The organism is Telluria sp. ZB2R32 (genome assembly GCF_059685715.1).
This window is the reverse complement of the sequence record NZ_JCASIG010000001.1, coordinates 1,015,494-1,039,394: the sequence shown is the minus strand read 5'-3', so window position 1 is coordinate 1,039,394 and position 23,901 is coordinate 1,015,494. Positions and strand designations below refer to the sequence as shown.

Genomic DNA, 23,901 nt, shown 5'->3' with positions numbered 1-23,901 from the left:
AAGATGAAGATCTGGAGTGATTCGTTTACCGAGGGCGGCCTGATTCCGCCCGAATGCGCGTTCGCGGTCATCGACCCGGCGTCGCACGTACGCCTGTCGAGCAACCGCAACCCCCATCTCGCCTGGGATGAAGTGCCTGCGGGTACCCAGTCGCTGGTGATCCTGTGCGTCGACGGCGACGCGCCTTCCGACGGCACCGACGTCAACAAGGAAGGGCGCAGCGTGCCCGACTCGCTCAAGCGCGCCGATTTTTATCACTGGGCGCTGGTCGACATCCCGCCCAGCCTGAAATCGATCGCCGAGGGCCAGTTTTCCGACATGGTCACGCCGGGCGGCAAGAAGGGACCAGACGTGTCCTTCCTGGTGAAAAACGGCACCGAGCACCAGCTGCGCCAGGGCGTGAACGACTACACCGGCTGGTTCGCGGCCGATCCCGACATGGCCGGCGAGTACTTTGGCTACGATGGGCCGTGCCCGCCATGGAACGACGAGCGCGTCCACACGTATGTGTTTACAATCTATGCGCTCGATATCCCGCAGTTTCCGCTCGACGGCAAATTTACTTGCGCCGAAGCGCGGCTGGCGCTGACCGGTCACATCCTCGACGAAGCACAGATTTTCGGGGTCTATTCGCTGAACCCGGAAATCGCGCCGACGCTTTCCACCTGACTCCACGCCCGCCCAGCGCGGGCTTTCGAAATACATGCATAACGACACCCCGACCCGGATCGCGTTGATCCGTCATGGCGAAACCGCCTGGAACGCCGAGCGCCGCCTGCAGGGCCACCTCGATATCGATCTGAACGAAGAAGGGCAGCGCCAGGCGCGCGCCCTGGCCGCAGCCCTGGCCGACGAACACTTCGACGTGCTCGTTTCAAGCGACCTGGCGCGCGCCAGCCAGACCGCCAAGGCGCTCGGCGACACCCGCGGCCAGCCGCTGTACATCGACGGCCGCCTGCGCGAGCGCTGCTACGGCGGCTTCGAGGGCTTGCTGTACGCCGACATCGCCGCCCGTTTCCCGCAGGAGTTCGCCGCCTGGCAAGGGCGCGACGTCGATGCCCAACTGCCGCCCGGTCAGAACCGGGGCGAAACCTTCCGCGAATTCTACGACCGGGTGACCGGCGCCGTGCTCGGCTGGGCGGCCGACAACCCGGGCAAATCGCTGGCGATCGTCGCCCATGGTGGCGTGCTCGAATGCATCTACCGCGCCGCACTCGGCTTGCCGCTGGAAACGCCGCGCGATTTCAAGGTGCTCAATGCCAGTATCAACCGGTTTATTGCGCGCGACGGCAAGCTGGAGCTGGTCAGCTGGGGCGAGGTCGATCACCTGCGGCCGGCCGTGCTCGACGATATCTGATCTTTCCGCAACTGCATTCGGTGCAGTGCCTGAATCAATCGGCAAACTTTGCCAGTCGAATGTGTAGGGTGGGCCGGGCCACGAATGGTTCTGCCCACGCGGTATGGCGGTTGCATGGAGGCCGCCTCCCTTTTGCAACGCTGCGGCGGTGCGAGCTCTGTAACCGCGTGGACTCAAGAGTCCACCCTGCGGTGCGCAGCTGACATGGGCGAGTTCATAAGTTAACCATGCATTCCCATGCCCGCTGGGTAACCCCTAAAGCATTTCCTTTCCCCCTGTCCACCCGGATTTGTCCCGTTCGCGACAGTTCTGGAAAAATATTGCCCGTAAATTGAGCAGCAGTTCAGGTAAAATAGCGGGTTCCCGTCCATTCTTTTCCCGTTCCTTCCGTGCAAATTGGTCCCTATACACTGGTAAATAACGTCTTCGTCGCCCCCATGGCCGGCGTGACCGATCGTCCGTTCCGCCAGCTGTGCAAACAGCTCGGCGCGGGCTATGCCGTGTCGGAGATGGCGGCGTCGAATCCGCGCCTGTGGGCCAGCGAAAAGACCAGCCGCCGCACCGACCACGAAGGCGAGATGGAACCGAAGGCGGTGCAGATCGCCGGTGCCGACCCGCAAGACCTAGCCGATTGCGCCCGCCACAACGTCGAGCGCGGCGCCCAGATCATCGACATCAACATGGGTTGCCCGGTCAAGAAGGTGTGCAACAGCTGGTGCGGTTCGGCCTTGCTGCAGCACGAAGACCTGGTCGAGCGCATCCTGCACGCGGTGGTCGAAGCGGTGGACGTGCCGGTCACGCTGAAATTCCGTACCGGCTGGGACCGCCAAAACAAGAATGCGCTGCGTATTGCGCGCCTGGCCGAGCAGGCCGGCATCCAGATGCTGACCCTGCACGGGCGCACGCGCGCCGACGGCTACAAGGGAGACGCCGAGTACGACACCATCCGCGCCGTGAAGGCGGCGGTCGGGATTCCGGTCGTGGCCAATGGCGACATCACCACGCCCGAAAAGGCGAAGTTCGTGCTCGACTACACGGGGGCGGACGCCGTCATGATCGGCCGCGCGGCGCAGGGGCGTCCCTGGATCTGCCGCGAGATCGACCATTACCTGCGTACCGGCGAACACTTGCCGGCGCCGCTGGTGGAAGAAGTGCGCGCCCTCATGAACGAACACTTGCCGGCGCATTACGCCTTCTATGGCGACTACATCGGCGTGCGCAGCGCGCGCAAGCACATCGGCTGGTATGTCGAGGATTTGCCCGGCGGCGAAGAATTTCGCCAGCGCATGAACCTGCTGGAATCGACTGCCGAGCAACTCGCTGCCGTCGATCATTTTTTCGAATCGCAACTGCATTTTGGGGACCGGTTACAATACCGGCCCGCTGTCGAAGCGATCGCAGCGTAGCACATTCAATAAGCACATAAAAACAAGAACGATTTGGGGACGCCGCCGACACAATCGGCGGAGCAATCACTAACCAGGACGAAGCAGCAGCTATGAGCAAAGAGAGTATCCAGGAAGTTGTCCAGAAAAGCCTCGAGGACTATTTCAATGACCTGGGCGAGCAAAAGCCGACGAATATCTACGACATGATGGTCATGACCGTGGAAAAGCCGATCCTCGAAGTGGTGATGACGCGCGCCGACGGCAACCAGTCGCACGCCGCCCAGATGCTGGGTATCAACCGCAATACCTTGCGCAAGAAACTGCAAGAGCACGGACTGCTCTAAGCTTCACCGGCACGCGTGGCCGCGTGGGCGCGGCCAATACGGCGCGCCGGAATTCCATCCGAATTCTCATCAACAGTGGCCACCCCATGATCAAACAAGCTCTCATTTCCGTCTCCGACAAGACCGGCGTGCTCGACTTTGCGCGCGCCCTGTCCGCGCTCGGCGTCAACATCCTGTCCACCGGCGGCACCGCCAAGCTGCTGCAAGACAATGGTGTGCCGGTGACGGAAGTTGCCGACTACACCGGCTTCCCGGAAATGCTCGACGGCCGCGTGAAAACCCTGCACCCGAAGGTGCACGGCGGCATCCTGGCGCGCCGCGATTTCCCCGAGCACGTAGCCAAGCTGGACGAACACGGCATCCCGCAAATCGACATGGTCGTGGTCAACCTGTATCCGTTCCAGGCCACGGTCGCCAAGGATGATTGCTCGCTGGAAGACGCGATCGAGAACATCGACATCGGCGGCCCGACCATGCTGCGTTCGGCAGCGAAGAACCACCGCGACGTGGTCGTCATTTGCGATCCGAGCGATTACGGCGTCGTGCTGGCGGAAATGAAAGGCACCGGTGCCGAAGCCGGCGCCGTGAGCTACGACACCAAGTTCCGCCTGGCCAAGAAAGTCTTTGCGCATACCGCGCAATACGACGGCGCCATCACGAATTACCTGACCAGCCTCGGCGAAGACAAGCAACACGCCTCGCGCTCGCAGTACCCGCAGACCATCAACATGGCCTTTGAAAAGGTACAGGACATGCGCTACGGCGAGAACCCGCACCAGGGCGCGGCGTTCTACCGCGATATCGCCGCGGTCGATGGCGCGCTCGCTAACTACCGCCAGTTGCAGGGCAAGGAACTGTCGTACAACAACATCGCCGATGCCGATGCGGCCTGGGAATGCGTGAAATCGCTGGGCGGCTTCCAGCATCCGGCCGGCTGCGTCATCGTCAAGCACGCCAACCCGTGCGGCGTGGCAATCGGTGCCAATGCACTGGACGCCTACACGCGTGCGCTGCAGACCGATCCGACCTCGGCCTTCGGCGGCATCATCGCCTTCAACGTGGAAGTCGACGGCCGCGCCGCCGAAGCGCTGGCGAAACTGTTCGTCGAAGTGCTGATCGCGCCGTCCTTTACGGAAGAGGCGCGCCGGATCATGGCGGCCAAGCAGAACGTGCGCCTGCTGGAAATCTCGCTCGGTAACGGTCAGAACCCGTACGACGTCAAGCGCGTCGGCGGCGGCCTGCTGGTGCAGGCGCCGGATGCGAAGAATGTCGGCATCCAGGATCTGCGCGTGGTCAGCAAGAAGCAGCCGACCCAGCAGCAGTTGCAGGACCTGATGTTCGCGTGGCGCGTTGCCAAATTCGTGAAATCGAACGCGATCGTCTTCTGCGGCAACGGCATGACGCTGGGCGTCGGGGCAGGGCAGATGAGCCGGATCGACTCGGCGCGCATCGCTTCGATCAAGGCGCAAAACGCCGGTCTGTCGCTCGCCGGTTCGGCCGTGGCCTCGGATGCCTTCTTCCCGTTCCGCGACGGCCTCGATGTCGTCGTCGACGCCGGCGCCACCTGCGTCATCCACCCGGGCGGCTCGATGCGCGACCAGGAAGTGATCGACGCGGCCGATGAGCGTGGTGTGGTGATGCTGTACACCGGGACCCGCCACTTCCGTCATTGATGTTGTAGGGTGGGCGCCCTGAGCCCACGCGTGAACGTCGCACCATGTTGGCTTCGTTTTAGGAAAGATCCAGCCAACACAGTGCAGGCGTCACGCGTGGGCACGGGGCGCCCACCCTACGTCCCTTCGGTTTACCATACGGTTGTATAAACATCAGCCAACCTGTGTTTTTACACAGTATTTTTCCCACGAACGTTGCTGGCCGGTATAACATTCGTCCATGATTATCCTCGGCATCGACCCAGGCCTGCGCACCACCGGCTTTGGGGTTATTGAAAAACACGGCAGCAAACTGCGCTACATCGCCTCCGGCACCATCAAGACCGGCCTGGAGGGCGCGCTGCCGCCGCGCCTGAAGATCATCCTCGATGGCGTGCGCGAAGTCGTGGCCACCTACAATCCGCAGTGCGCGGCCATCGAAAAAGTATTCGTCAACGTCAATCCGCAATCGACGCTGCTGCTGGGCCAGGCGCGCGGCGCCGCCATCAGCGCGCTGGTCGGCGCCGATCTCAGCGTGGCCGAATACTCGCCGACCCAGATCAAGCAATCCGTCGTCGGCAGCGGCAAGGCCGCCAAACCGCAGGTGCAGGACATGGTCTCGCGCCTGTTGATGCTGCCCGGCCTGCCCGGCAGCGACGCGGCCGATGCCCTCGGCGTCGCCATCTGCCACGCCCACAGCCACGACACGCTGGCGCTGCTCAACGTGCTCAGCCCGCAGAAGGCCACGCTGCGCATGAAGAACGGCCGTCTCGTCTAACCAACATAAGGTCAACCATGATCGGTCGCATTTCCGGAATCCTGCTCGACAAAACGCCGCCGCAATTGCTGGTCGATTGCAATGGCGTCGGCTATGAAGTCGACGTGCCGATGAGCACCTATTACAACCTGCCGCACACCGGCGAAAAGGTGGTGCTGTTCACCCACCAGGCGATCCGCGAGGATGCCCATTTGCTGTTCGGCTTCGGCAGCGCCAGCGAGCGCGCGCTGTTCCGCCAACTCATTAAAATCACCGGCGTCGGCGCCCGCACCGCGCTGGCGATTTTGTCCGGCATGACGGTGGCCGATTTGTCGCAGGCGGTCACGCTGCAGGAATCGGGCCGCCTGGTGAAAATTCCCGGCATCGGCAAGAAGACCGCCGAACGCTTGCTGCTGGAACTGAAAGGCAAGATCGGCGCCGACCTCGGCACCGTCGGCGGCGCCCCGCGCGACGATACCCAGTCCGACGTGCTCAACGCACTGCTGTCTTTGGGGTATTCTGACAAGGAAGCGCTGCTGGCCACCAAGAACCTGCCGGCCGGTTCGACCGTGTCCGACGGCATCAAGTTCGCACTGAAAGCGCTGTCAAAAGGATAAGCGCCGTTTGTAATCGAAGATAAACCATGAGCATCCAGACCGACAATTTCACCGAGCAGCGCGTGATCGATTCCGCGCCGGCCTCGCCCAACGAGGAGGCGATCGAGCGCGCCTTGCGCCCGAAGCAGCTCGACGAATACGTCGGCCAGGAAAAGATCCGCGACCAGCTCGAAATCTTCATCCACGCCGCCCGCAAGCGGCGCGAAGCGCTGGATCACACGCTGCTGTTCGGTCCGCCGGGTCTCGGTAAAACCACGCTGGCACACATCATCGCGCGCGAGATGGGTGTGAACTTGCGCCAGACTTCCGGCCCGGTGCTGGAGCGTCCCGGCGACCTGGCGGCGATCCTGACAAATCTCGAACCGAACGACGTCCTCTTCATCGACGAGATCCATCGCCTGTCGCCGGTGGTGGAAGAGATTCTGTACCCGGCGCTCGAGGATTACCAGATCGACATCGTGATCGGCGAAGGTCCGGCCGCGCGTTCGGTGAAACTCGACCTGCAGCCATTTACCCTGGTCGGCGCCACCACCCGCGCCGGCATGCTGACCAATCCGCTGCGCGACCGCTTCGGCATCGTCGCCCGCCTCGAGTTTTATAATGTCGAGGAACTGACCAAGATCGTCACCCGCAGCGCGGCGCTGCTGGAAGCGCCGATCAAGGAAGACGGCGCCCGCGAAGTCGCCATGCGTGCGCGCGGCACGCCGCGGATCGCCAACCGCCTGCTGCGCCGCGTGCGCGACTATGCGGAAGTAAAAGCCGACGGCCAGATCACGAAAAATATCGCCGACCTCGCCCTCAAGATGCTCGACGTCGACTCGGTCGGCTTCGACGTCATGGACCGCAAGCTGCTCGAAGCGGTACTCTTCAAATTCGGCGGCGGCCCGGTCGGCATCGGCAACCTGGCGGCGGCGATCGGAGAAGCGGCCGACACCATCGAAGACGTGCTCGAACCCTACCTGATCCAGCAGGGCTACCTGCAGCGCACCCCGCGCGGGCGCATCGCCACCCCGGCGGCATACCAGCACTTCGGCGTCGCCGCGCCGCGCATCAGTCCCACCGGCGACCTGTGGGACAATCTGAAGTGATGCAGATCTGGGTCGATGCCGACGCTTGTCCGGCCGTCATCAAGGACATCCTGTACCGCGTTGCCGAACGCACGCAGATCCAGGTCACGCTGGTGGCGAACCAGTTGCTGCGCGTGCCCGGTTCGAAATTCATCCGTTCGGTGCAAGTGCCCAGCGGTGCCGACGTGGCCGACGCCGAGATCGTCGAGCGCCTGGCGCCCGGCGACCTGGTCGTCACCGGCGACATCCCGCTGGCGGCGCAGGTGCTGGAGAAGGGCGGCTTCGCCCTCAATCCCCGCGGCGATTTCTATACGAAGGACACCATCGCCCAGCAGCTGACCATGCGCGCCTTCATGGAAGAACTGCGCAGCGGCGGCGTCGACACCGGCGGCCCGCCCGCCTTCAGCCAGGCCGACCGCCAGCAGTTTGCGAATGCGCTGGACCGGCACCTGGCGCGGCACCGTCCGCGCAGCTGAGCATTTTCGAGAGCGGCGTACAGACGCGTAAGGTGGCGGCTCTCTCGCTTCAGCTTGCAGACCAGGGGCGTTTGCGCCGCCCACGCGTTCAATCGACCGATGATTCTTCGCGACGTTTCAGCGTGTGCTTGAACGCGTGGGCGGCGTTCGGGTAGCGGGCAAAAATGCGCCTGGGTGTAGCCGCCCACCTTACGGGTCTGGGCATCCTTTCCTGGAAAGGACAGGACACCTTATCGCGCCACATACCCCACCGTGCGCCGTCGCGCCCGCCAATCTGTCATGATCGTCGGAAATTGTGACAGGAGCATGACGTGTGGTGGCAGCAAAGCTGGTTGACGATACAACAGGAATTTTCGGATTTGGGCGACGTGGAATCGATCACGCGGCTGGTGGTGCGCCTGCTGGTCGCCATCGTGCTCGGCGGTATCCTCGGCTATGAACGCGAATCGGTCGGCGCCTCGGCCGGCCTGCGCACCCACATGCTGGTCTCGCTCGGCTCGGCCCTGTTCGTGCTAATCCCCTTGCAGGCCGGGATGAAGGTGGAAGACCTGTCGCGCGTGCTGCAGGGCGTTACCGCCGGCATCGGTTTCCTCGGCGCCGGCGCCATCCTCAAGCAGAGCAACAAGAACGACATCCGCGGCCTGACCACCGCCGCCAGCGTCTGGCTCACCGCCGCCGTCGGCGTCGCCGCCGGCATGGGACGCGAATCGACGGCGGTGGTCAGTGCCATATTCGCGCTGGTGATCCTGGCGATCCTGCGCCCGCTGACCAAGCGCTGCGCTGCCGGCAAGCCAGCATAACGCAAGCAGGAGGAAGACGCGTCCGTGCCGGCCGACTGAGCGGATCGATGTAAAAAAACCCGCCGGTTGGCGGGTTTTTTTATGACCTCGCCCATGCTATCTGCACGGTGCGCGCCTGTATGTGATCGTGTGGATCAGATAGCGCAGATGCTGCCGGCTTTTTCGCCTTTAGGACCGGTCGAGCGCACGAACGAGACGCGCTGGTTTTCGGACAGGCTTTTAAAACCTTCCGACTGAATATCCTGGAAGTGGGCGAACAGGTCGCCGCCGCCTGCGTCAGGCGTAATAAAGCCGAAGCCTTTGGCATCATTGAACCATTTGACGGTGCCGGTTTGAGTAGTCATTGACATTTCCTTTAAATAAGCATGGGCAACAGTGCCCGAAATGCACATTCGACCAAGAGGGGGTGTAGCAGGAGGAAATCAAACGGGACCGCCGGAAAGGCGAAACGGAAGAGAAAAACCAACAAGAACAACGACTTGACGTAGTGCGAGGTGAAAGATACAGGGCTTTTCGGAAATGTCCTAATTATTTCGGATTTAATTTCACATTTCGTGCATTTGGCGGACTCGAAAATAAAAAAGAGCAATGGCTGTTAGTATGAAGAAACCGTCCGATGCGAATCTCGTGGAAGCGGGAACCGTAAAGGTCTAATGACAATCAACATATACCGGCTTGGCAGCTTCATACGAAATAATATGGAGCCGATCCTGCAAGCCTGGGAAGATTTTGCGCGCACCATCGAGCCGCCTGCACTCACCATGGACGATACCGAGTTGCGCGACCATGCGCGCCAGATGCTGCTCGTATTCGCAGCCGACCTGGAAACGCCGCAATCCGATTCCGAGCGTGCCGCCAAGTCGAAAGGCCTCGGCGAGCGCGGAGACGACGACACCGCTGCCGAAACGCATGCCGAAGCGCGCCTGCTGTCGGGCTACACTGTCGTGCAACTGGTCTCCGAATACCGGGCCTTGCGCTCGAGCGTGCTGACGCTCTGGGCGGACGGCATCGGCGACAGCCAACCCACGCACCTGGCCGACGTCACCCGCTTCAACGAAGCGGTAGACCAGGCCCTGGCGGAATCGATCGCGCGTTACGAATACATGGTCAAGCAATCCCAGAACATGTTCCTGGCAATCCTGGGCCACGACCTGCGCAATCCGCTGGGTACCGTCGTGACCGGAGCGAGCTTCATGATGCAGGCCGCCGATATCCCACCGAAGTACGTGCTGGTGGCTACGCGCATGTTCAACAGCGCCAGGCGCATGAGCAAGCTGATCAACGACCTGATCGATTTCACCCGTACCCATCTTGGACCCGGCATCCCGATCCGCGTCAGGCAGGGCAGCGTGGTGGCCTTGTGCGAAGAGGTGGTCAACGAGCTACGTACCTTCCACGCAGAACAGCTGATCGAGCTGCACCTTCCGCCCCAGCTCGACGCCATTTTCGACGAAAGCCGCCTTGCCCAGGTGCTGTCCAACCTGATCGGCAATGCGATCCAGTACGGCAGCGCGGATGCAGCCGTGACGGTGCGTGTCACGGCCGACGAGACCGATGTGGTTATCGCTGTCAACAACCATGGCCGGGTGATCGAACCCGACAAGCTGTCGAGCATTTTCGATCCCATGGTACGTATCGCCGCCAGTATCAATAGCGCCACCAGCGACTATACCGAACGCACCAGCCTCGGCATCGGCCTGTTCATTTCGCGCGAAATCGTCCATGCCCATGGCGGCAGGATCGACCTGGCGTCGACGGAGGCCGACGGCACCACCTTCACGGTGACCATGCCGCGCCTGCCGAAAGGATTCGTGTCCGACCAGACGGCGAAGGACCTACCGGTCCTCAAGGCGAACTGATGCAATCCTCCTGGCATGTGCATCGGCGTGGCGGGTCAGGTTCGCCGCCGGGCTTCGAACTGGCCGGCGGCGATACGCCTGCGCCGGGTGTGGGTGGGCCTGGCCGCATCGTGCGCCGGGTGCTGGTGGTGGACGACGAACCCGATCTGGCCGACCTTGCCGCGGCCTTGCTCGCCAGTTTCGACATGGAAGCGAAGGTTGCGTATAACGCGGTCGAGGCATTGCGGATCCTGGCCGGCGACCCAGGCATCGACGCTGTTTTTTCGGATGTCATGATGCCTGGCATGAACGGTTTGCAACTGGCAGACGCGATCGGACAGTTGTACCCGTCGATCAGGATTGTGCTGACGTCGGGCTTTACTTCGCCCGCATTAATGGAAAGCCATGGCCGTTCTTATCCCTGGGTAGCCAAACCCTACAGGATTGAAAAGGTCCTTCAGCTGTTGCGTCACTAAGTACTCACCCAAAAATAAATGTGTTTTTGGCTGCCAGAACCGGCGCATTGCTGCGTTGGCTCGTGCTTGCAGTGCCCGCACTGCGGCGCACTCGCCGCCTTGCACTGCATCCGGTTCTGTTTGCCAAAATTCCCATTTATTTCTGGTTGAGTACTTAGCGGCGCGCAGCGAGCGGCCTGTGTGCATGCATGGCCGCAAGCGCGCGCCACGTTCGTCCGCGTTTGCTAGGATGCGCAGCAAAGGGTGGATGTAGCGAGGCTATTGAATGTCAGGAAGCGCAACTGCCGACCCGCGCGCGAACACCTACCTGGCCGCGCGCGTCGAGGATGCCTTGCGGATACTCGGCACCGACGGAATGTCGCCCGCGCTCGAGTTCATGCAGCTCGTCGGGGTCCCGCGCAAGGTCGCGCTGCGGGTACTGTGTTCGCCGGCCCAGCAGCGGACGCGCGACCGGCGCCGCACGCCGCGCTGATCTTCCCTTGCAGCGTCCGATCAATGCGATTGTCAACGGAGATACGCCATGTTCAGCCTGGATGATTTCGCCAAGCTTCACTTCCTCGAAGGCCGTTGGAAAGGGCAGAGCCCCGACGGCAAGGAGTTTTACGAGCAATACGACCGGCCGGACCAGCGCACCTTCCGCTCGCGCCGCTTCGCCAACGACGCCTTCGCCGAGCACAGCGACGGCAGCACGATCACCTTCCTCGATGGCGAGGTGCTGTCCGAGTGGGGGCAATTCACCTGGCGTGCTTCTGAAATCGGCGCCACGCACGCGATCTTCGCCCCCGTGAACGCCCCCAGCCAGTTCACCTGGCGCCGTATCGACGACAGCACCCTCGAAGCGCACCAGCGCTGGAGTACCGATGGCGATGGCGAAGAACAGCAGCACACGATCCGCATGACCAAGGTGATCCAGGTCGGCTAAACCGGTTAATGCCCGACGCTCTTCGAAAACAGGTTGATCACGAGGACCCCGGCAATGATCAGCCCCAGGCCGACCAGCGCCGGCAGGTCCAGGCTCTGTTTATAGACGACCCAGCTGGCGATCGAGATCAGCACGATGCCCACGCCCGACCAGATCGCGTAGGCGATCCCGGTCGGCAGTACCCGCAAGCTGAAGGTGAGCAGATAAAACGAGGCGGCATAGCAGACGATCGTCAGCACGCTCGGCCACAGCCGCGTGAAATTGTCGGTCGCCTTCAGGGCGGTGGTGCCGATCACCTCGACCACGATGGCCAGGCCGAGAAACAGATAGCTTTGAAATAGCGTCATTGGGGGAATCAATAAAAAAGCGGCCACGCGGGCCGCTTCGTGGGAAAACTAAGAGCTTACTGCTCGCGCTGCCACACCTGCGAGCGGCCGAACATCGGCGCGCCGATATAGCCGCGCACTTCGAGGCGCTGGCCGCCGTCGCGCAGCGTCGCCTTGCTCTTGTAGACTTTGCCCTTGGCCGGATCGAGGATCTCGCCGCCGGTGAATTCGTTGCCGTCCTTTTTCAGGCCCGAGACGATCGTCATGCCGACGATCGGCTGGTTCTTGCGCGAGTCGGTGCAGGCGACGCAGGTCGGGTTCTGGTCTTCGTTCGGGCCGCGGAACAGCTTTTCGATCTTGCCTTGCAGGGCGCCGTTTTCCTCGGTGATGCGCACCAGCGCCTTGGGCTTGCCGGTTTCGTCGTCGACCGTCTTCCACAGGCCGATCGGCGAATTGTTTTGCGCGCCGGCGGCGCCGGCGAACAGCATGGTGGCCAGCAGGCTGGCCTTGATCAGAATACGCATCGTCGGGTCTCCATTGTTGTGATGTCGCTGCGCGCAGTGTAGCAAACCCCGCACGCGCGCTGGCGATAAAAAGCTTGCTGGATGTTTCAGCGTCCCCGGGTCACTCCTGCGTCTCAGTCCGTAACGCGTGGCCGACCATGATGCGGTGGCCGTCAACGGTGCGCAGGCCGAACTCGCGCATGTCCCACGGCTCGTCGGCGGGCGGCTTGACAATCACGGCGCCGGCGGCCAGTGCGCGCGCATGCTCGGCATCGGCATCGTCCACCACCAGGTAAGCGAAATACGCATGGTCGCCGGTATCGGCCGCCGGCATGGCGTCGGAACATGCGCCGGCCATGATGCGGCAGCCATCGCGCTCGAACATGCGCCAGCCCGGGTCGCCCATCTCGTGCACGGCGAAGCCGAGTGCGTCGCGGTAGAACGCCGCCGAGCGTTCGAGGTCGTGGACTGCCAATACATACATATGGTCGCGAATCATCGTCTTCCTCCCAAGCGTCAGCGCGCACTTTGAAACACATCAATATACCTGCACTGCCCATCCATATGCTGGAACCAGAAAGCAAAAATCCTTGCGCTTTCTCAATCCTAATATTGAGGGAATATCATGAAAATTTCCAGATGGATGAGACAGCTGGCCGCTGCCTGCGCGCTCATGCTTGGCGCCGGCGCCGCATCCGGCGCCATCGTGGTGGTCGACTTCGACGAGATCGACGGTATCTACATCGATTCGTACAGCGAGTCTGGCTACAGCTTCACCTCGCTCGAAACCGCACCCGGAGGCGGGCACCTGCATCCCGGCGGCGGCAATCTGTGGCTGCACAGCCAGTTCGGTTCCTCGCCCTACCAGATCCGGCGCGAGGACGGCATGAACTTCGATCTGCTCGGCTTCGAATACCTGGGCGGCGTGTCGACCTTCATCGCCGATACGGGCGCCACCTTCAACATTCCGGCCGAGGTGCCGCTGACCTATGTCGAACTGCCGGCCAGCTTCCAGAACGTCAATTACGTGAACTGGTACATGACCACGCCCGATCCGGACGACATTTATGGGGAAGACTGGGGACGCATCGACAACGTCGTGACGCGGGTGCCGCCGGTGCCGGAGCCGGCGCATGCGGGGATGCTGGGCTTGGGTGTCGCCGCGCTGCTAGCGGCGCGGCGCTCACGCAGGAAGTAGAGGTGTCGTGTTGGTCATTTGCACCGATAACCGGAGCGCACCGTAGGGCGGGCATGCCCGCCGAACCCGTCATTGACGCCATTGGCGTCAATGACCCCGTACGGTACACGGCTGTCAGCGGGAAAGCCAAACCGGTATGGCGCCTTGCACGCCATACCGCCAGCACGCTTACGCCGCCTGCAGCTTCGCCAACTGCTCACGCATCTTGTCGACCGTCGCCGAGAAGTTGGCCAGGCGTTCCTTTTCCTGGGCCACGACGGCGGCCGGCGCGCGGGCGACAAAACTTTCGCTCGACAGCTTGCCATTGGCTTTCGCGATCTCGCCTTCGACGCGGGCGATCTCTTTCGACAGGCGCTCGCGTTCGGCGGCGACGTCGATCTCGACCTTCAGCATCAGCTTGGTGGTGCCGACGATCGACACCGCGGCCGGCGATTCCGGCAGCGCGTCGACGATCTGCACTTCGGCCAGCTTGCCGAGCGATTGGATGAACGGTGCGAAGCCGGCCATGTTGGCGCGGTCCGCCTCGTTGCCCGGCTCGACGATCAGCGGCACGCGCACCGACGGCGACAGCTTCATTTCGCCGCGCAGGTTGCGGGTGGCGTTGGTCAGGTCTTTCAGCTGCGCCATCCAGGCTTCGGCCGACTCGCTGATCAGCGCTTCGTTGGCGACCGGGTAGGGCTGCAGCATGATCGAATCACCCGTTTTGCCCGCGAGCGGCGCGATCGCCTGCCACAGCGCTTCGGTCACGAACGGAATGACCGGATGCGCCAGGCGCAGGATCACTTCCAGCACGCGCAAGAGCGTGTGACGGGTGGCGCGCTGCTGCGCTTCCGACCCCTGCTGGACCGTGACCTTGGCCACTTCCAGGTACCAGTCGCAGTACTCGTCCCAGACGAATTTGTAGATGGCGCTGGCGATGTTGTCGAAGCGGTAGTCGGCGAAGCCCTTCGCCACTTCCAGCTCGGCGCGGTTCATCAGCGAGATGATCCACTTGTCGGCCGGCGACAGGTCGGCGTCATCCGGCTTGCCGCAGTCCTTGCCTTCCGTGTTCATCATCACGAAGCGGGTCGCGTTCCACAGCTTGTTGCAGAAGTTGCGGTAACCCTCGGCGCGGCCCAAATCAAAATTGATGTTGCGGCCAAGCGAAGCATAGCTGGCCATGGTGAAGCGAACGGCGTCGGTACCAAAGGCGGGGATCCCGCTCGGGAATTCCTTGCGGGTCGCCTTGGCGATCTTTTCGGCGGCGCGCGGGTCCATCAGGCCGGCGGTGCGTTTGTTCACCAGCGACTCGAGGTCGATACCGTCGATCAGGTCGATCGGGTCGAGCGTATTGCCCTTCGACTTCGACATCTTCTGGCCCTGCGAATCGCGCACCAGGCCATGCACGTAGACGGTCTCGAACGGCACCTTGCCCGTGAAGTGCGCGGTCATCATGACCATGCGCGCGACCCAGAAGAAGATGATGTCGAAGCCGGTCACCAGCACCGACGATGGCAGGAACATTTTCATATCCGGCGTTTCTTCCGGCCAGCCCATGGTCGAGAAGGGGACGAGCGCCGACGAGAACCAGGTGTCCAATACGTCTTCGTCGCGGCGCAATTCGCCGGTGATGCCCTGCGCGGCCGCCTTGGCCTTGGCTTCCTCTTCGTCGCGCGCGACGACGATGTTGCCCGCGTCGTCGAACCAGGCCGGGATGCGGTGGCCCCACCACAGCTGGCGCGAGATGCACCAGTCCTGGATGTTACCGAGCCACTGGTTGTAGGTCGTGCTCCAGTTCTCGGGCACGAACTTGATCTCGCCGCTGGCGACCTTTTCCAGCGCCACTTCGGTGATCGATTTGCCCGGATTGAAGGTGCCTTCCGGCGCCGGCTTGGTCATGGCGACGAACCACTGGTCGGTCAGCATCGGCTCGATGACGACGCCGGTCCGGTCGCCGCGCGGCACCATCAGCTTGTGCGGTTTTACTTGTTCGAGCAGGCCGAGCGCTTCCAGGTCGGCGACGATCTGCTTGCGTGCCGCGAAGCGGTCCAGGCCCTGGTACTGGGCCGGGGCGTTCTCGTTCATCCTGGCGTCGAGCGTCATCACCGTGATCGGCGCCAGGCCGGCGCGCTGGCCGACGGCGTAGTCGTTGAAATCGTGCGCCGGCGTGATCTTCACGCAGCCGGTGCCGAATTCCTTGTCGACGTAGCTGTCGGCGATGATCGGGATCTCGCGCTCCGTCAGCGGCAGCTTGAGCAGCTTGCCGACCAGGTGGACGTAGCGTTCGTCGGTCGGATCGACCGCGACGGCGACGTCGCCCAGCATCGTTTCAGGGCGGGTGGTGGCCACCGTCAGAGTGCCCGAACCGTCGGCCAGCGGGTACTGGATGTACCACATCGAACCGTCTTCCTCGACCGAGTCGACTTCCAGGTCGGAGACGGCGGTGCCCAGCTTCGGATCCCAGTTCACCAGGCGCTTGCCGCGGTAGATCAGGCCCTGTTCGTACAGGCGCACGAACACTTCGGACACCGTTTTCGAACGGGTCTCGTCCATCGTGAAGTATTCGCGGTCCCAGTCGGCCGAGGCGCCCAGGCGGCGCATCTGGCCGGTGATGGTGTTGCCGGACTGTTCCTTCCACTCCCAGACCTTCTTGATGAATTCGTCGCGGCCCAGGTCGTGGCGCGAGATCTTCTGGGCGTCGAGCTGGCGCTCGACCACGATCTGCGTGGCGATGCCGGCGTGGTCGGTGCCCGGAACCCAGGCGGTGTTATAGCCGCGCATGCGGTAGTAGCGCGTCAGGCCATCCATCACGGTCTGGTTGAACGCATGGCCCATGTGCAGCGTGCCCGTCACGTTCGGCGGCGGCAGCTGGATGCTGAACGCTGGTTTGTCGGCGTCGAGGGTGGCGGCGAAATACCCGCGGCCTTCCCACTCGGCGCGCCAGTATTGTTCGATGTCGGCTGGTTCGAAAGACTTGGCTAATTCCATGATGTGATGGCGTTTGAATGTGCGAAAAGAACCATTATAGAGGAGGCGGGCGCGGATGCGCTCTTGCCCTTGCGGCGATATTTTTGGGCAGGCAGGCGCCCCACGTCCTCCAATTAATCGCTTGTAAAGAAATCCCGGCAAGCTATAATCCACCCGCTGCCACATGGCAGCACACGCTAGGGGTCCTGTGCAGCGAAACGCTGCGCGGGTGAGAAATACCCTCTGAACCTGATCTGGATAATGCCAGCGAAGGGAAGCCTGCGAGACAACGGCCGTGCGCCCGCACGCCCGCACCTCGCGCCTCCTTTGCTGGCTCCTGCCCAAAGGAGCCACATGAATGCACCGCTGAACCCAGCACGGCAGTTCGACGCCGCCACCGCCACGGTGGACACGAACGCCATCACCCCGTTTCCGAACTCGGCCAAGGTCTTCGTCGCAGGCAGCCGCCCCGATATCCGGGTGCCGATGCGCGCCGTCTCACAGTCCGACACGCCCGCCAGCTTCGGCGGCGAGCCGAACCCGCCGCTGTTCGTCTACGACACCTCCGGCCCGTACACCGATCCCGCCGCCCGGATCGACATCCGGCGCGGGCTGCCGGCGCTGCGCCGCGGCTGGATCGCCGAACGCGGCGACACCGAGGAGCTGGCAGGTCCCAGTTCCAGCTACGGCGCACAGCGCCTGGCGGACCCCAGCCTCGACGCCCTGCGCTTCGAACTGACGCGCACCCCGCGCCGCGCCAGGGACGGCGCCAACGTCACCCAGATGCACTATGCGCGGCGCGGCATCGTCACGCCCGAGATGGAATTCGTCGCCCTGCGCGAAAACCTGCGCCGCAAGGAATACCTGGCGCAGCTGGAAGCGTCCGGCCCGCTGGGCAAGCGCACGGCCGGGCTGCTGGGCCGCCAGCATCCGGGCCAGTCGTTCGGCGCCAGCATCCCGGACGAGATCACGCCCGAGTTCGTGCGCGCGGAGGTGGCGCGCGGACGCGCCATCATCCCGGCCAACATCAACCATCCGGAAAGCGAGCCGATGATCATCGGCCGCAACTTCCTCGTCAAGATCAACGCCAACATCGGCAACTCCGCCGTGACATCCTCGATCGGCGAAGAGGTCGACAAGATGACCTGGGCCATCCGCTGGGGCGCCGACAACGTGATGGACCTCTCGACCGGCAAGCACATCCACGAAACGCGCGAATGGATCGTGCGTAACAGCCCGGTCCCGATCGGCACCGTGCCGATCTACCAGGCGCTGGAAAAGGTCAACGGCAAGGCCGAAGACCTGACCTGGGAGATCTTCCGCGACACCCTGGTCGAACAGGCCGAGCAGGGCGTCGACTATTTCACCATCCACGCCGGCGTGCGCCTCGCCTACGTGCCGATGACGGCGAAGCGCCTGACGGGCATCGTCTCGCGCGGCGGCTCGATCATGGCCAAGTGGTGCCTGGCGCATCACAAGGAATCCTTCCTGTACACGCATTTCGAGGACATCTGCGCCATCATGAAGCAGTACGACGTCGCCTTCAGCCTGGGCGACGGCTTGCGCCCCGGCTCGATCTACGACGCCAACGACGAAGCGCAACTGGCCGAACTGGCGACGCTGGGCGAACTGACGCAACTCGCCTGGAAGCACGACGTGCAGGTGATGATCGAAGGGCCCGGCCACGTGCCGCTGCACCTGATCGAGGAGAACATGCGCCTGCAGCTGGAAGGCTGCAGCGAGGCGCCGTTCTACACGCTCGGGCCGCTCACCACCGACATCGCGCCCGGCTACGACCACATCACGTCCGGCATCGGCGCCGCCCACATCGGCTGGTACGGCACCGCCATGCTGTGCTACGTGACGCCCAAGGAGCACCTCGGCCTGCCCGACAAGGCCGACGTTAAGGACGGCATCATCACTTATAAAATCGCCGCCCACGCGGCCGACCTGGCCAAGGGCCACCCGGGCGCCCAGATCCGCGACAACGCGCTCTCCAAGGCGCGCTTCGAATTTCGCTGGGAAGACCAGTTCAACCTCGGCCTCGACCCGGACAAGGCGCGCGCCTTCCACGACGAGACGCTGCCGAAAGAGTCGGCCAAGGTCGCCCATTTCTGCTCGATGTGCGGCCCCCATTTCTGTTCGATGAAGATCACCCAGGAAGTGCGCGCCTATGCCGCGGCCAGCGGCATCGGCGAGGAGGGCGCGCTGGCGCAGGGCATGCAGGAAAAGGCGGTCGAGTTCGTGCGCGGCGGTGCCCGCCTGTACCGCGAGGTGTAGGCGTGCTCGAGATCGAACTGAACGGAGAACCGTACCGCCTGCCCGAAGGCGGCACGCTCGCCGACCTGGTGCGCGCGCTCGGCATCGGCAACGCGGCGGTGGCACTGGCCGTCAACCGCCAGGTGGTGCCGCGCCAGCAGTGGAGCACCCGCCCCCTGGCGGGGCGCGACCGGGTGGACATCGTGCGCGCCATCGGCGGCGGCTGACAATAAAGGACAAATCATGAACGACGATTTACTCACCATCGCGGGCAAGGGGTACCGTTCGCGCCTGCTGGTCGGCAGCGGCAAGTACCGCGACCTGGATGAAACCCGCGCGGCGACGCTGGCCGCCGAAGCCGAGATCGTGACGGTGGCGATCCGGCGCGTGAACATCGGCCAGGACCCGGGCGCGCCGAACCTGCTCGACGTGCTGCCGCGCGAGCGCTTCACCATCCTGCCCAACACCGCCGGCTGCTACAACGCCGCCGACGCCGTCTACACGCTGCAGATGGCGCGCGAGCTGCTCGACGGGCACAAGCTGGTCAAGCTGGAAGTGCTGGGCGACGAGAAAACCCTGTTCCCGCACATGCCGCAGACGATCGTGGCGCTCGAGGCGCTGGTGCGCGACGGCTTCGACGTCATGGTGTACTGCAGCGACGACCCGGTGCAGGCGCGCATCCTGCAGGAGATCGGCGCGGTGGCGGTGATGCCGCTCGCGTCCCTGATCGGCTCGGGCATGGGCATCCTCAATCCATGGAACCTGTCGCTGATCGTCGAGCAGGCCACCGTCCCGGTGCTGGTCGATGCCGGCGTCGGCACCGCCTCGGATGCGGCGATCGCCATGGAGCTCGGCTGCGACGGCGTGCTGATGAACACGGCCATTGCCAACGCCAGGAAGCCGGTGCGCATGGCGCATGCGATGAAGCTGGCGGTGCAGGCCGGGCGCGAGGCCTATCTCGCCGGACGCATGCCGAAACGCTTCGCCGCCTCGCCCTCGTCGCCGATCGAGGGACGGATCGCATGACGGATCGCATCACGGCGGCCGACAGCGCGCCGTGCGTGCTGGTCTTCGCCGGGCTCGACCCCAGCGGCGGCGCCGGCCTGGCGGCCGACCTGCTGGCGATCGCCGCGCAAGGAGCGCACGCGCTGCCGGTGGCGACCGCGCTGACGGCGCAGGACAACGAGCGCGTGCACGCGGTGGCGCCGGTCGATGCCGCCTTCGTGCTGCACCAGGCCGAAGCGGTGGCCGCCGTGTGCGACATCGGCGCCGTCAAGATCGGCATTCCCGGCAGCCTGGAGAATGCGCGCGTCATTGCGGCCTTCCTGCGCCGCCTGCGCGCACGCGCTCCGCAATTGCCGGTCGTGCTCGACCCGGTGCTGGCCAGCGGGCATGGCGACGCCCTCGGCAATGGCAGCGCCGGCGACGCCGTCGCCGCCGTGGCCGAGTTGCTGGCGCTGGCCACCATCGCCTTGCCGAACGCACCGGAGCTGCGCCGCATCGGTGCGCCGACTTGCAATCAGCTGCTGGTCACGGGCGGCCATGACGGCGGCCGCTTCGTCACCAACCGCTGGTACCGCGACGGAGTGCTGGTGCGGCGCTGGCGCTGGCCGCGCCTGCCCGGCGCATTCCACGGCAGCGGCTGCACCCTGGCCGCCGCGCTGGCGGCGCGCCTGGCGCTGGGCGAAGACATGCCGATGGCCCTCGACGCGGCCCAGGCCTATTGCCATGCGGCGCTGGCCCGATCGTTCGCGATCGCGCCCGGACAGCGCATTCCGCGCCGTTTTTTACCATCTGAATGAAAGGATCATCATGCGTGGCTTGTACCTCGTCACCCCCAACTGGAACGACACCGACCGCCTGCTGGCCGCGACGGAGGCCGCCCTGCGCGGCGGCGCGGCGCTGGTGCAGTACCGCCACAAGGACGCCGGCGACGGCCTGCGCGTGGAGCAGGCGACGGCCCTGCTGGCCCTGTGCCGGCGCCATGGCAGGCCGCTGGTCGTCAACGACCATCTCGACCTGTGCACGCGGATCGATGCGGACGGCGTGCACCTGGGTGGCACCGACATGGGCGTCGCCGATGCGCGGCGCCTGCTCGGGTCCGGCAAGATCGTCGGCGCTTCCTGCTATGGCGACCTGGCGCTGGCGCATGCGGTCGAGGAGGCGGGCGCCAGCTACGCCGCCTTTGGCGGCTTTTATCCGTCGCCGGTAAAAAAGTACGACTTCGTGACAGAGCCTGCGCTGCTGGACCGGGCACGCGCGCAGTTGTCGCTGCCGCTGGTCGTCATCGGCGGCATGACGGCTCACAACAGCGCGCCCCTGGTCGCACGCGGGGCCGACATGGTGGCGGCGATCACCAGCGTGTATGGCGACCCTGATCCGGAGAAGGCGGCGCGCCGCATTGCGGCCTTGTTCGGATGACGCGTTGCAGCGGAGAGACAAACCGGAAGCACCGAACACACTGCTGTTTATTGCCTTGCGGCAAAAAATATATAATCCCGGTCTTCTTTCTCTCACACTCTTTATAAACCATGGACAACGCATTGATGAACGATGGCGTGCTCGAAGCGCTCGCCTTTAAACTCGGCAACGAGGAATACGGCATCAAGATCCTGAAAGTACAGGAAATCCGCGGCTATGAAGCGGTGACGCGCATCGCCAGCGCCCCGGAACACGTCAAGGGCGTGGTCAACCTGCGCGGCACCATTGTGCCGATCGTCGACATGCGCATCAAGTTCAAGCTGGGCGAGCCGACCTACAACCAGTTCACCGTCGTCATCATCCTGAACATCCAGGACCGCGTGGTGGGCATGGTGGTCGATTCGGTCTCGGACGTGATCACTCTCACGGCCGACCAGGTCAAGCCGGCGCCCGACATGGGCGGCGCCCTGAATACCGACTACCTGGTCGGGCTCGGCACCGTCGACGAGCGCATGATCATCCTGGTCGACATCGACCGCCTGATGTCGTCGGAAGAGATGGGCGTGATCGACAGCGTCTCCGCATAAGCGGAACCGGCATGCCCCGCCGAGCGTGCCGCATCGGTGCGGGCTTGTGCCTACAATAGCGCCATCGACTTCCTTCACAAAAAACCGATGCGCTTTCTTCGCCTGATCGTCCGTACGCGGCGCCACCCGTCCGCGATCCTGCTGCTGGCCCAGCTGCTGGGGATGCTGCTGTATCCCTTCCTCGAACAGACGCACTACGGCCACATCGCCTTTAACGCCTTCGGCATTGCGATCCTCACTTTTACCATCCGCATGGTGCGGCGCACGCCCGGACATACCTGGTTCAGCGTGGCGATGTCGGTGCCCATCATCGCGCTGTTGTCGGCCCAGATGTTCCTCAACCTGCCCGTGCTGCAGGCATGGGCGTCCGGCCTGGAAGCGCTGTTTTATTTCTACGCCGCCGGCAGCCTGATCGCCTACATGATGGCCGACCGCCACGTCACTACCGACGAACTGTACGCCGCCGGCGCCACGTTTACCTTGCTGGCCTGGGGCTTCACCCACCTCTACCTGGTGGTGCAGGCGCTGTCGCCCGGCTCGTTTGCCGCCGCGGTGAATGCCGACCTGCCGCGCACCTGGACCGAGCTGAATTACCTCAGCTTCGCGCTGCTGTCCTCGACCGGCATCGGCGACGTCATCCCGCTGTCCGTGCATGCGCGTGCGCTGGCCAGCATCGAGATGTTCGTCGGCCTGATGTACCTGGCCTCGGTGGTCGCGCGCCTGATCGGACTGACGATGCAGCCGTCGAAGTAGGGCAGAGGCGACGCCATTTTGCGCCCCTTGGTATCATGCCAGCCACTCCATCCACCTCACAGGAATACGCATGAAAACCAAGGCAGCGATTGCATGGAAGGCGGGTCAGCCGCTGACGATCGAAGAAGTCGAACTCGACGGCCCACGGGCCGGCGAGGTACTGGTCGAAGTCAAGGCGACCGGCATTTGCCACACCGATTACTACACCCTCTCGGGCGCCGATCCGGAAGGCCTGTTCCCGGCCATCCTCGGCCATGAAGGCGCGGGCGTCGTGGTCGACGTCGGCCCGGGCGTGACCAGCCTCAAAAAGGACGACCACGTCATTCCCCTGTACACCCCGGAATGCCGCCAGTGCAAATTCTGCCTGTCGCAAAAGACCAACCTGTGCCAGGCGATCCGCTCCACGCAAGGCCGCGGCCTGATGCCTGATGCTACTTCCCGTTTTTCGCTCGACGGCCAGCCGATCTACCACTACATGGGCACGTCGACCTTCTCGAACTACATCGTGGTGCCGGAAATCGCCCTGGCCAAGGTGCGCAGCGACGCCCCGTTCGACAAGATCTGCTACATCGGCTGCGGCGTCACCACCGGCATCGGCGCCGTGATCTTCACCGCCAAGGTGGAAGCGGGCGCCAACGTGGTCGTGTTCGGTTTAGGGGGCATCGGCCTGAACGTGATCCAGGCGGCGAAGATGGTCGGCGCCGACAAGATCATCGGCGTCGACATCAACCCGGCGCGCGAAGAAATGGCGCGCAAGTTCGGCATGACCCACTTCGTCAACCCGAAGAACGTCGAGAACGTGGTCGACACGATCGTCCAGATCACCGACGGCGGCGCCGACTATTCGTTCGAATGCATCGGCAACGTCCACACCATGCGCCAGGCGCTCGAGTGCTGCCACAAGGGCTGGGGCCAGTCGATCATCATCGGCGTGGCCGAAGCCGGCGCGGAAATCTCGACCCGTCCATTCCAGCTGGTGACCGGCCGCGAGTGGAAGGGCTCGGCCTTTGGCGGCGCGCGTGGCCGCACCGACGTGCCGAAGATCGTCGACTGGTACATGGAAAACAAGATCAACATCGACGACCTGATCACCCACCACCTGCCGCTCGAACGCATCAACGAAGGCTTCGATTTGATGAAGTCGGGCGAGTCGATCCGCTCGGTGGTCGTGTACTAAGTTCGACGTTTTGGCTGCCTGTTCCGCGAAATGCGCC

Annotated in this window: 28 protein-coding genes and 1 riboswitch; of the genes, 23 read left to right on the top strand and 5 right to left on the bottom strand. The window is 63.8% G+C overall.

Translation table 11 applies throughout. The features are described 5' to 3' along the window. Positions 1-3 precede the first annotated feature (3 nt). The 10 genes from AC56LG_RS04540 (at position 4) to AC56LG_RS04495 (ending at position 8,458) form a co-directional block, all read left to right on the top strand. Entirely contained in the window at positions 4-669 is a 666-nt protein-coding gene (locus AC56LG_RS04540) for a YbhB/YbcL family Raf kinase inhibitor-like protein (RefSeq protein ID WP_497164925.1), read from the top strand. 34 nt (positions 670-703) lie between these two features. Further along, entirely contained in the window at positions 704-1,357 is a 654-nt protein-coding gene (locus tag AC56LG_RS04535) for a histidine phosphatase family protein (RefSeq protein WP_497164924.1), read from the top strand. Positions 1,358-1,746: 389 nt separating this feature from the next. Next, the gene (gene dusB, locus AC56LG_RS04530; RefSeq protein ID WP_497164923.1) at positions 1,747-2,763 is read left to right on the top strand and encodes a tRNA dihydrouridine synthase DusB; all 1,017 of its coding nucleotides are present in this window, start codon (positions 1,747-1,749) and stop codon (positions 2,761-2,763) included. Between the two features lie 92 nt (positions 2,764-2,855). Beyond that, positions 2,856-3,089, top strand: coding sequence for a helix-turn-helix domain-containing protein (locus tag AC56LG_RS04525; protein WP_056338842.1), 234 nt, complete (start codon positions 2,856-2,858; stop codon positions 3,087-3,089). Positions 3,090-3,175: 86 nt separating this feature from the next. Further along, the gene (purH, locus tag AC56LG_RS04520; RefSeq protein ID WP_497164922.1) at positions 3,176-4,762 is read left to right on the top strand and encodes a bifunctional phosphoribosylaminoimidazolecarboxamide formyltransferase/IMP cyclohydrolase; all 1,587 of its coding nucleotides are present in this window, start codon (positions 3,176-3,178) and stop codon (positions 4,760-4,762) included. A gap of 220 nt (positions 4,763-4,982) precedes the next feature. Next, the gene (gene ruvC, locus AC56LG_RS04515) at positions 4,983-5,519 is read left to right on the top strand and encodes a crossover junction endodeoxyribonuclease RuvC (protein ID WP_497164921.1); all 537 of its coding nucleotides are present in this window, start codon (positions 4,983-4,985) and stop codon (positions 5,517-5,519) included. A 17-nt stretch (positions 5,520-5,536) separates the two neighbouring features. After that, on the top strand, positions 5,537-6,115 hold the full coding sequence (ruvA, locus tag AC56LG_RS04510; RefSeq protein WP_192053312.1) for a Holliday junction branch migration protein RuvA: 579 nt from the start codon (positions 5,537-5,539) through the stop codon (positions 6,113-6,115). Between the two features lie 26 nt (positions 6,116-6,141). Next, the gene (ruvB, locus tag AC56LG_RS04505) at positions 6,142-7,203 is read left to right on the top strand and encodes a Holliday junction branch migration DNA helicase RuvB (protein WP_497164920.1); all 1,062 of its coding nucleotides are present in this window, start codon (positions 6,142-6,144) and stop codon (positions 7,201-7,203) included. Beyond that, positions 7,203-7,658 carry a YaiI/YqxD family protein gene (locus AC56LG_RS04500; protein WP_497165023.1) on the top strand — a complete coding sequence of 152 codons (456 nt, stop codon included), beginning with the start codon at positions 7,203-7,205 and terminating at the stop codon, positions 7,656-7,658. Before ruvB ends, AC56LG_RS04500 begins: the two co-directional genes overlap by 1 nt. Positions 7,659-7,990: 332 nt before the next feature. Further along, complete coding sequence (locus AC56LG_RS04495; protein ID WP_497164919.1) at positions 7,991-8,458, top strand: MgtC/SapB family protein; 468 nt, start codon at positions 7,991-7,993, stop codon at positions 8,456-8,458. A gap of 134 nt (positions 8,459-8,592) precedes the next feature. Here AC56LG_RS04495 and AC56LG_RS04490 read toward each other — a convergent pair whose 3' ends face one another. Further along, positions 8,593-8,802, bottom strand: coding sequence for a cold-shock protein (locus AC56LG_RS04490; protein WP_056338825.1), 210 nt, complete (start codon positions 8,800-8,802; stop codon positions 8,593-8,595). 354 nt (positions 8,803-9,156) lie between these two features. Here AC56LG_RS04490 and AC56LG_RS04485 point away from each other — a divergent pair, with 354 nt between their 5' ends. The 4 genes from AC56LG_RS04485 (at position 9,157) to AC56LG_RS04470 (ending at position 11,694) form a co-directional block, all read left to right on the top strand. Continuing rightward, positions 9,157-10,317 carry a sensor histidine kinase gene (locus tag AC56LG_RS04485; protein WP_497164918.1) on the top strand — a complete coding sequence of 387 codons (1,161 nt, stop codon included), beginning with the start codon at positions 9,157-9,159 and terminating at the stop codon, positions 10,315-10,317. Continuing rightward, positions 10,317-10,772, top strand: a complete 456-nt coding sequence (locus AC56LG_RS04480) for a response regulator (protein ID WP_497164917.1) — start codon at positions 10,317-10,319, stop codon at positions 10,770-10,772. Before AC56LG_RS04485 ends, AC56LG_RS04480 begins: the two co-directional genes overlap by 1 nt. A gap of 265 nt (positions 10,773-11,037) precedes the next feature. Beyond that, positions 11,038-11,244: a hypothetical protein gene (locus AC56LG_RS04475; RefSeq protein WP_497164916.1), complete on the top strand. Its 207-nt coding sequence runs from the start codon at positions 11,038-11,040 to the stop codon at positions 11,242-11,244. Between the two features lie 48 nt (positions 11,245-11,292). After that, positions 11,293-11,694: a hypothetical protein gene (locus tag AC56LG_RS04470; RefSeq protein ID WP_497164915.1), complete on the top strand. Its 402-nt coding sequence runs from the start codon at positions 11,293-11,295 to the stop codon at positions 11,692-11,694. Positions 11,695-11,699: 5 nt separating this feature from the next. On the opposite strand, the gene AC56LG_RS04465 is transcribed toward AC56LG_RS04470, so the two are convergent. The 3 genes from AC56LG_RS04465 to AC56LG_RS04455 form a co-directional block, all read right to left on the bottom strand. Beyond that, on the bottom strand, positions 11,700-12,041 hold the full coding sequence (locus AC56LG_RS04465; RefSeq protein ID WP_497164914.1) for an SMR family transporter: 342 nt from the start codon (positions 12,039-12,041) through the stop codon (positions 11,700-11,702). A gap of 56 nt (positions 12,042-12,097) precedes the next feature. Then, complete coding sequence (locus tag AC56LG_RS04460; RefSeq protein ID WP_497164913.1) at positions 12,098-12,544, bottom strand: DUF2147 domain-containing protein; 447 nt, start codon at positions 12,542-12,544, stop codon at positions 12,098-12,100. A gap of 100 nt (positions 12,545-12,644) precedes the next feature. Beyond that, on the bottom strand, positions 12,645-13,022 hold the full coding sequence (locus AC56LG_RS04455) for a VOC family protein (protein WP_497164912.1): 378 nt from the start codon (positions 13,020-13,022) through the stop codon (positions 12,645-12,647). Between the two features lie 126 nt (positions 13,023-13,148). Between AC56LG_RS04455 and AC56LG_RS04450 the strand changes: the two genes are divergently transcribed. Beyond that, positions 13,149-13,721: a PEP-CTERM sorting domain-containing protein gene (locus tag AC56LG_RS04450; RefSeq protein ID WP_497164911.1), complete on the top strand. Its 573-nt coding sequence runs from the start codon at positions 13,149-13,151 to the stop codon at positions 13,719-13,721. 168 nt (positions 13,722-13,889) lie between these two features. Here the strand turns inward: AC56LG_RS04450 and AC56LG_RS04445 are convergent, their stop codons facing one another. Next, positions 13,890-16,688 carry a valine--tRNA ligase gene (locus AC56LG_RS04445; RefSeq protein ID WP_497164910.1) on the bottom strand — a complete coding sequence of 933 codons (2,799 nt, stop codon included), beginning with the start codon at positions 16,686-16,688 and terminating at the stop codon, positions 13,890-13,892. A gap of 168 nt (positions 16,689-16,856) precedes the next feature. Beyond that, positions 16,857-16,960, top strand: a riboswitch (TPP riboswitch). 61 nt (positions 16,961-17,021) lie between these two features. Here AC56LG_RS04445 and thiC point away from each other — a divergent pair. The 8 genes from thiC to AC56LG_RS04405 all read left to right on the top strand — a co-directional run bounded on the left by thiC (position 17,022) and on the right by AC56LG_RS04405 (position 23,864). Next, positions 17,022-18,947 (top strand): phosphomethylpyrimidine synthase ThiC, encoded by a 1,926-nt coding sequence (thiC, locus tag AC56LG_RS04440; RefSeq protein ID WP_497164909.1) that lies wholly within the window; start codon positions 17,022-17,024, stop codon positions 18,945-18,947. Between the two features lie 2 nt (positions 18,948-18,949). Next, a complete protein-coding gene (thiS, locus tag AC56LG_RS04435) occupies positions 18,950-19,153 on the top strand; it encodes a sulfur carrier protein ThiS (protein ID WP_497164908.1) in 204 nt (67 codons plus the stop codon). Positions 19,154-19,169: 16 nt separating this feature from the next. After that, on the top strand, positions 19,170-19,952 hold the full coding sequence (locus tag AC56LG_RS04430; protein ID WP_497164907.1) for a thiazole synthase: 783 nt from the start codon (positions 19,170-19,172) through the stop codon (positions 19,950-19,952). Then, complete coding sequence (locus tag AC56LG_RS04425) at positions 19,949-20,728, top strand: bifunctional hydroxymethylpyrimidine kinase/phosphomethylpyrimidine kinase (protein ID WP_497164906.1); 780 nt, start codon at positions 19,949-19,951, stop codon at positions 20,726-20,728. Before AC56LG_RS04430 ends, AC56LG_RS04425 begins: the two co-directional genes overlap by 4 nt. 10 nt (positions 20,729-20,738) lie before the next feature. Further along, positions 20,739-21,347 (top strand): thiamine phosphate synthase, encoded by a 609-nt coding sequence (gene thiE / locus AC56LG_RS04420; protein WP_497164905.1) that lies wholly within the window; start codon positions 20,739-20,741, stop codon positions 21,345-21,347. 110 nt (positions 21,348-21,457) lie between these two features. Then, entirely contained in the window at positions 21,458-21,934 is a 477-nt protein-coding gene (locus AC56LG_RS04415; RefSeq protein ID WP_497164904.1) for a chemotaxis protein CheW, read from the top strand. Between the two features lie 87 nt (positions 21,935-22,021). Continuing rightward, the gene (locus tag AC56LG_RS04410) at positions 22,022-22,687 is read left to right on the top strand and encodes an ion channel (protein ID WP_497164903.1); all 666 of its coding nucleotides are present in this window, start codon (positions 22,022-22,024) and stop codon (positions 22,685-22,687) included. Between the two features lie 70 nt (positions 22,688-22,757). Next, positions 22,758-23,864 carry an S-(hydroxymethyl)glutathione dehydrogenase/class III alcohol dehydrogenase gene (locus AC56LG_RS04405; RefSeq protein WP_497164902.1) on the top strand — a complete coding sequence of 369 codons (1,107 nt, stop codon included), beginning with the start codon at positions 22,758-22,760 and terminating at the stop codon, positions 23,862-23,864. Positions 23,865-23,901: the final 37 nt, after the last annotated feature.

Bases quoted from the DNA above. Each gene is read 5' to 3' on its own strand.
- AC56LG_RS04405 (WP_497164902.1), top strand. From the start codon at position 22,758: ATGAAAACCAAGGCAGCGATTGCATGGAAGGCGGGTCAGCCGCTGACG.
- AC56LG_RS04485 (WP_497164918.1), top strand. From the start codon at position 9,157: ATGGAGCCGATCCTGCAAGCCTGGGAAGATTTTGCGCGCACCATCGAG.
- AC56LG_RS04460 (WP_497164913.1), bottom strand. From the start codon at position 12,544: ATGCGTATTCTGATCAAGGCCAGCCTGCTGGCCACCATGCTGTTCGCC.
- AC56LG_RS04490 (WP_056338825.1), bottom strand. From the start codon at position 8,802: ATGACTACTCAAACCGGCACCGTCAAATGGTTCAATGATGCCAAAGGC.
- AC56LG_RS04430 (WP_497164907.1), top strand. From the start codon at position 19,170: ATGAACGACGATTTACTCACCATCGCGGGCAAGGGGTACCGTTCGCGC.
- purH (WP_497164922.1), top strand. From the start codon at position 3,176: ATGATCAAACAAGCTCTCATTTCCGTCTCCGACAAGACCGGCGTGCTC.
- AC56LG_RS04540 (WP_497164925.1), top strand. From the start codon at position 4: ATGAAGATCTGGAGTGATTCGTTTACCGAGGGCGGCCTGATTCCGCCC.
- AC56LG_RS04450 (WP_497164911.1), top strand. From the start codon at position 13,149: ATGAAAATTTCCAGATGGATGAGACAGCTGGCCGCTGCCTGCGCGCTC.
- AC56LG_RS04445 (WP_497164910.1), bottom strand. From the start codon at position 16,688: ATGGAATTAGCCAAGTCTTTCGAACCAGCCGACATCGAACAATACTGG.
- AC56LG_RS04525 (WP_056338842.1), top strand. From the start codon at position 2,856: ATGAGCAAAGAGAGTATCCAGGAAGTTGTCCAGAAAAGCCTCGAGGAC.
- AC56LG_RS04480 (WP_497164917.1), top strand. From the start codon at position 10,317: ATGCAATCCTCCTGGCATGTGCATCGGCGTGGCGGGTCAGGTTCGCCG.
- ruvA (WP_192053312.1), top strand. From the start codon at position 5,537: ATGATCGGTCGCATTTCCGGAATCCTGCTCGACAAAACGCCGCCGCAA.
- thiE (WP_497164905.1), top strand. From the start codon at position 20,739: ATGCGTGGCTTGTACCTCGTCACCCCCAACTGGAACGACACCGACCGC.
- ruvB (WP_497164920.1), top strand. From the start codon at position 6,142: ATGAGCATCCAGACCGACAATTTCACCGAGCAGCGCGTGATCGATTCC.
- AC56LG_RS04470 (WP_497164915.1), top strand. From the start codon at position 11,293: ATGTTCAGCCTGGATGATTTCGCCAAGCTTCACTTCCTCGAAGGCCGT.
- ruvC (WP_497164921.1), top strand. From the start codon at position 4,983: ATGATTATCCTCGGCATCGACCCAGGCCTGCGCACCACCGGCTTTGGG.
- AC56LG_RS04455 (WP_497164912.1), bottom strand. From the start codon at position 13,022: ATGATTCGCGACCATATGTATGTATTGGCAGTCCACGACCTCGAACGC.
- AC56LG_RS04500 (WP_497165023.1), top strand. From the start codon at position 7,203: ATGCAGATCTGGGTCGATGCCGACGCTTGTCCGGCCGTCATCAAGGAC.
- AC56LG_RS04415 (WP_497164904.1), top strand. From the start codon at position 21,458: ATGGACAACGCATTGATGAACGATGGCGTGCTCGAAGCGCTCGCCTTT.
- thiC (WP_497164909.1), top strand. From the start codon at position 17,022: ATGAATGCACCGCTGAACCCAGCACGGCAGTTCGACGCCGCCACCGCC.
- AC56LG_RS04475 (WP_497164916.1), top strand. From the start codon at position 11,038: ATGTCAGGAAGCGCAACTGCCGACCCGCGCGCGAACACCTACCTGGCC.
- AC56LG_RS04465 (WP_497164914.1), bottom strand. From the start codon at position 12,041: ATGACGCTATTTCAAAGCTATCTGTTTCTCGGCCTGGCCATCGTGGTC.
- AC56LG_RS04535 (WP_497164924.1), top strand. From the start codon at position 704: ATGCATAACGACACCCCGACCCGGATCGCGTTGATCCGTCATGGCGAA.
- AC56LG_RS04410 (WP_497164903.1), top strand. From the start codon at position 22,022: ATGCGCTTTCTTCGCCTGATCGTCCGTACGCGGCGCCACCCGTCCGCG.
- AC56LG_RS04425 (WP_497164906.1), top strand. From the start codon at position 19,949: ATGACGGATCGCATCACGGCGGCCGACAGCGCGCCGTGCGTGCTGGTC.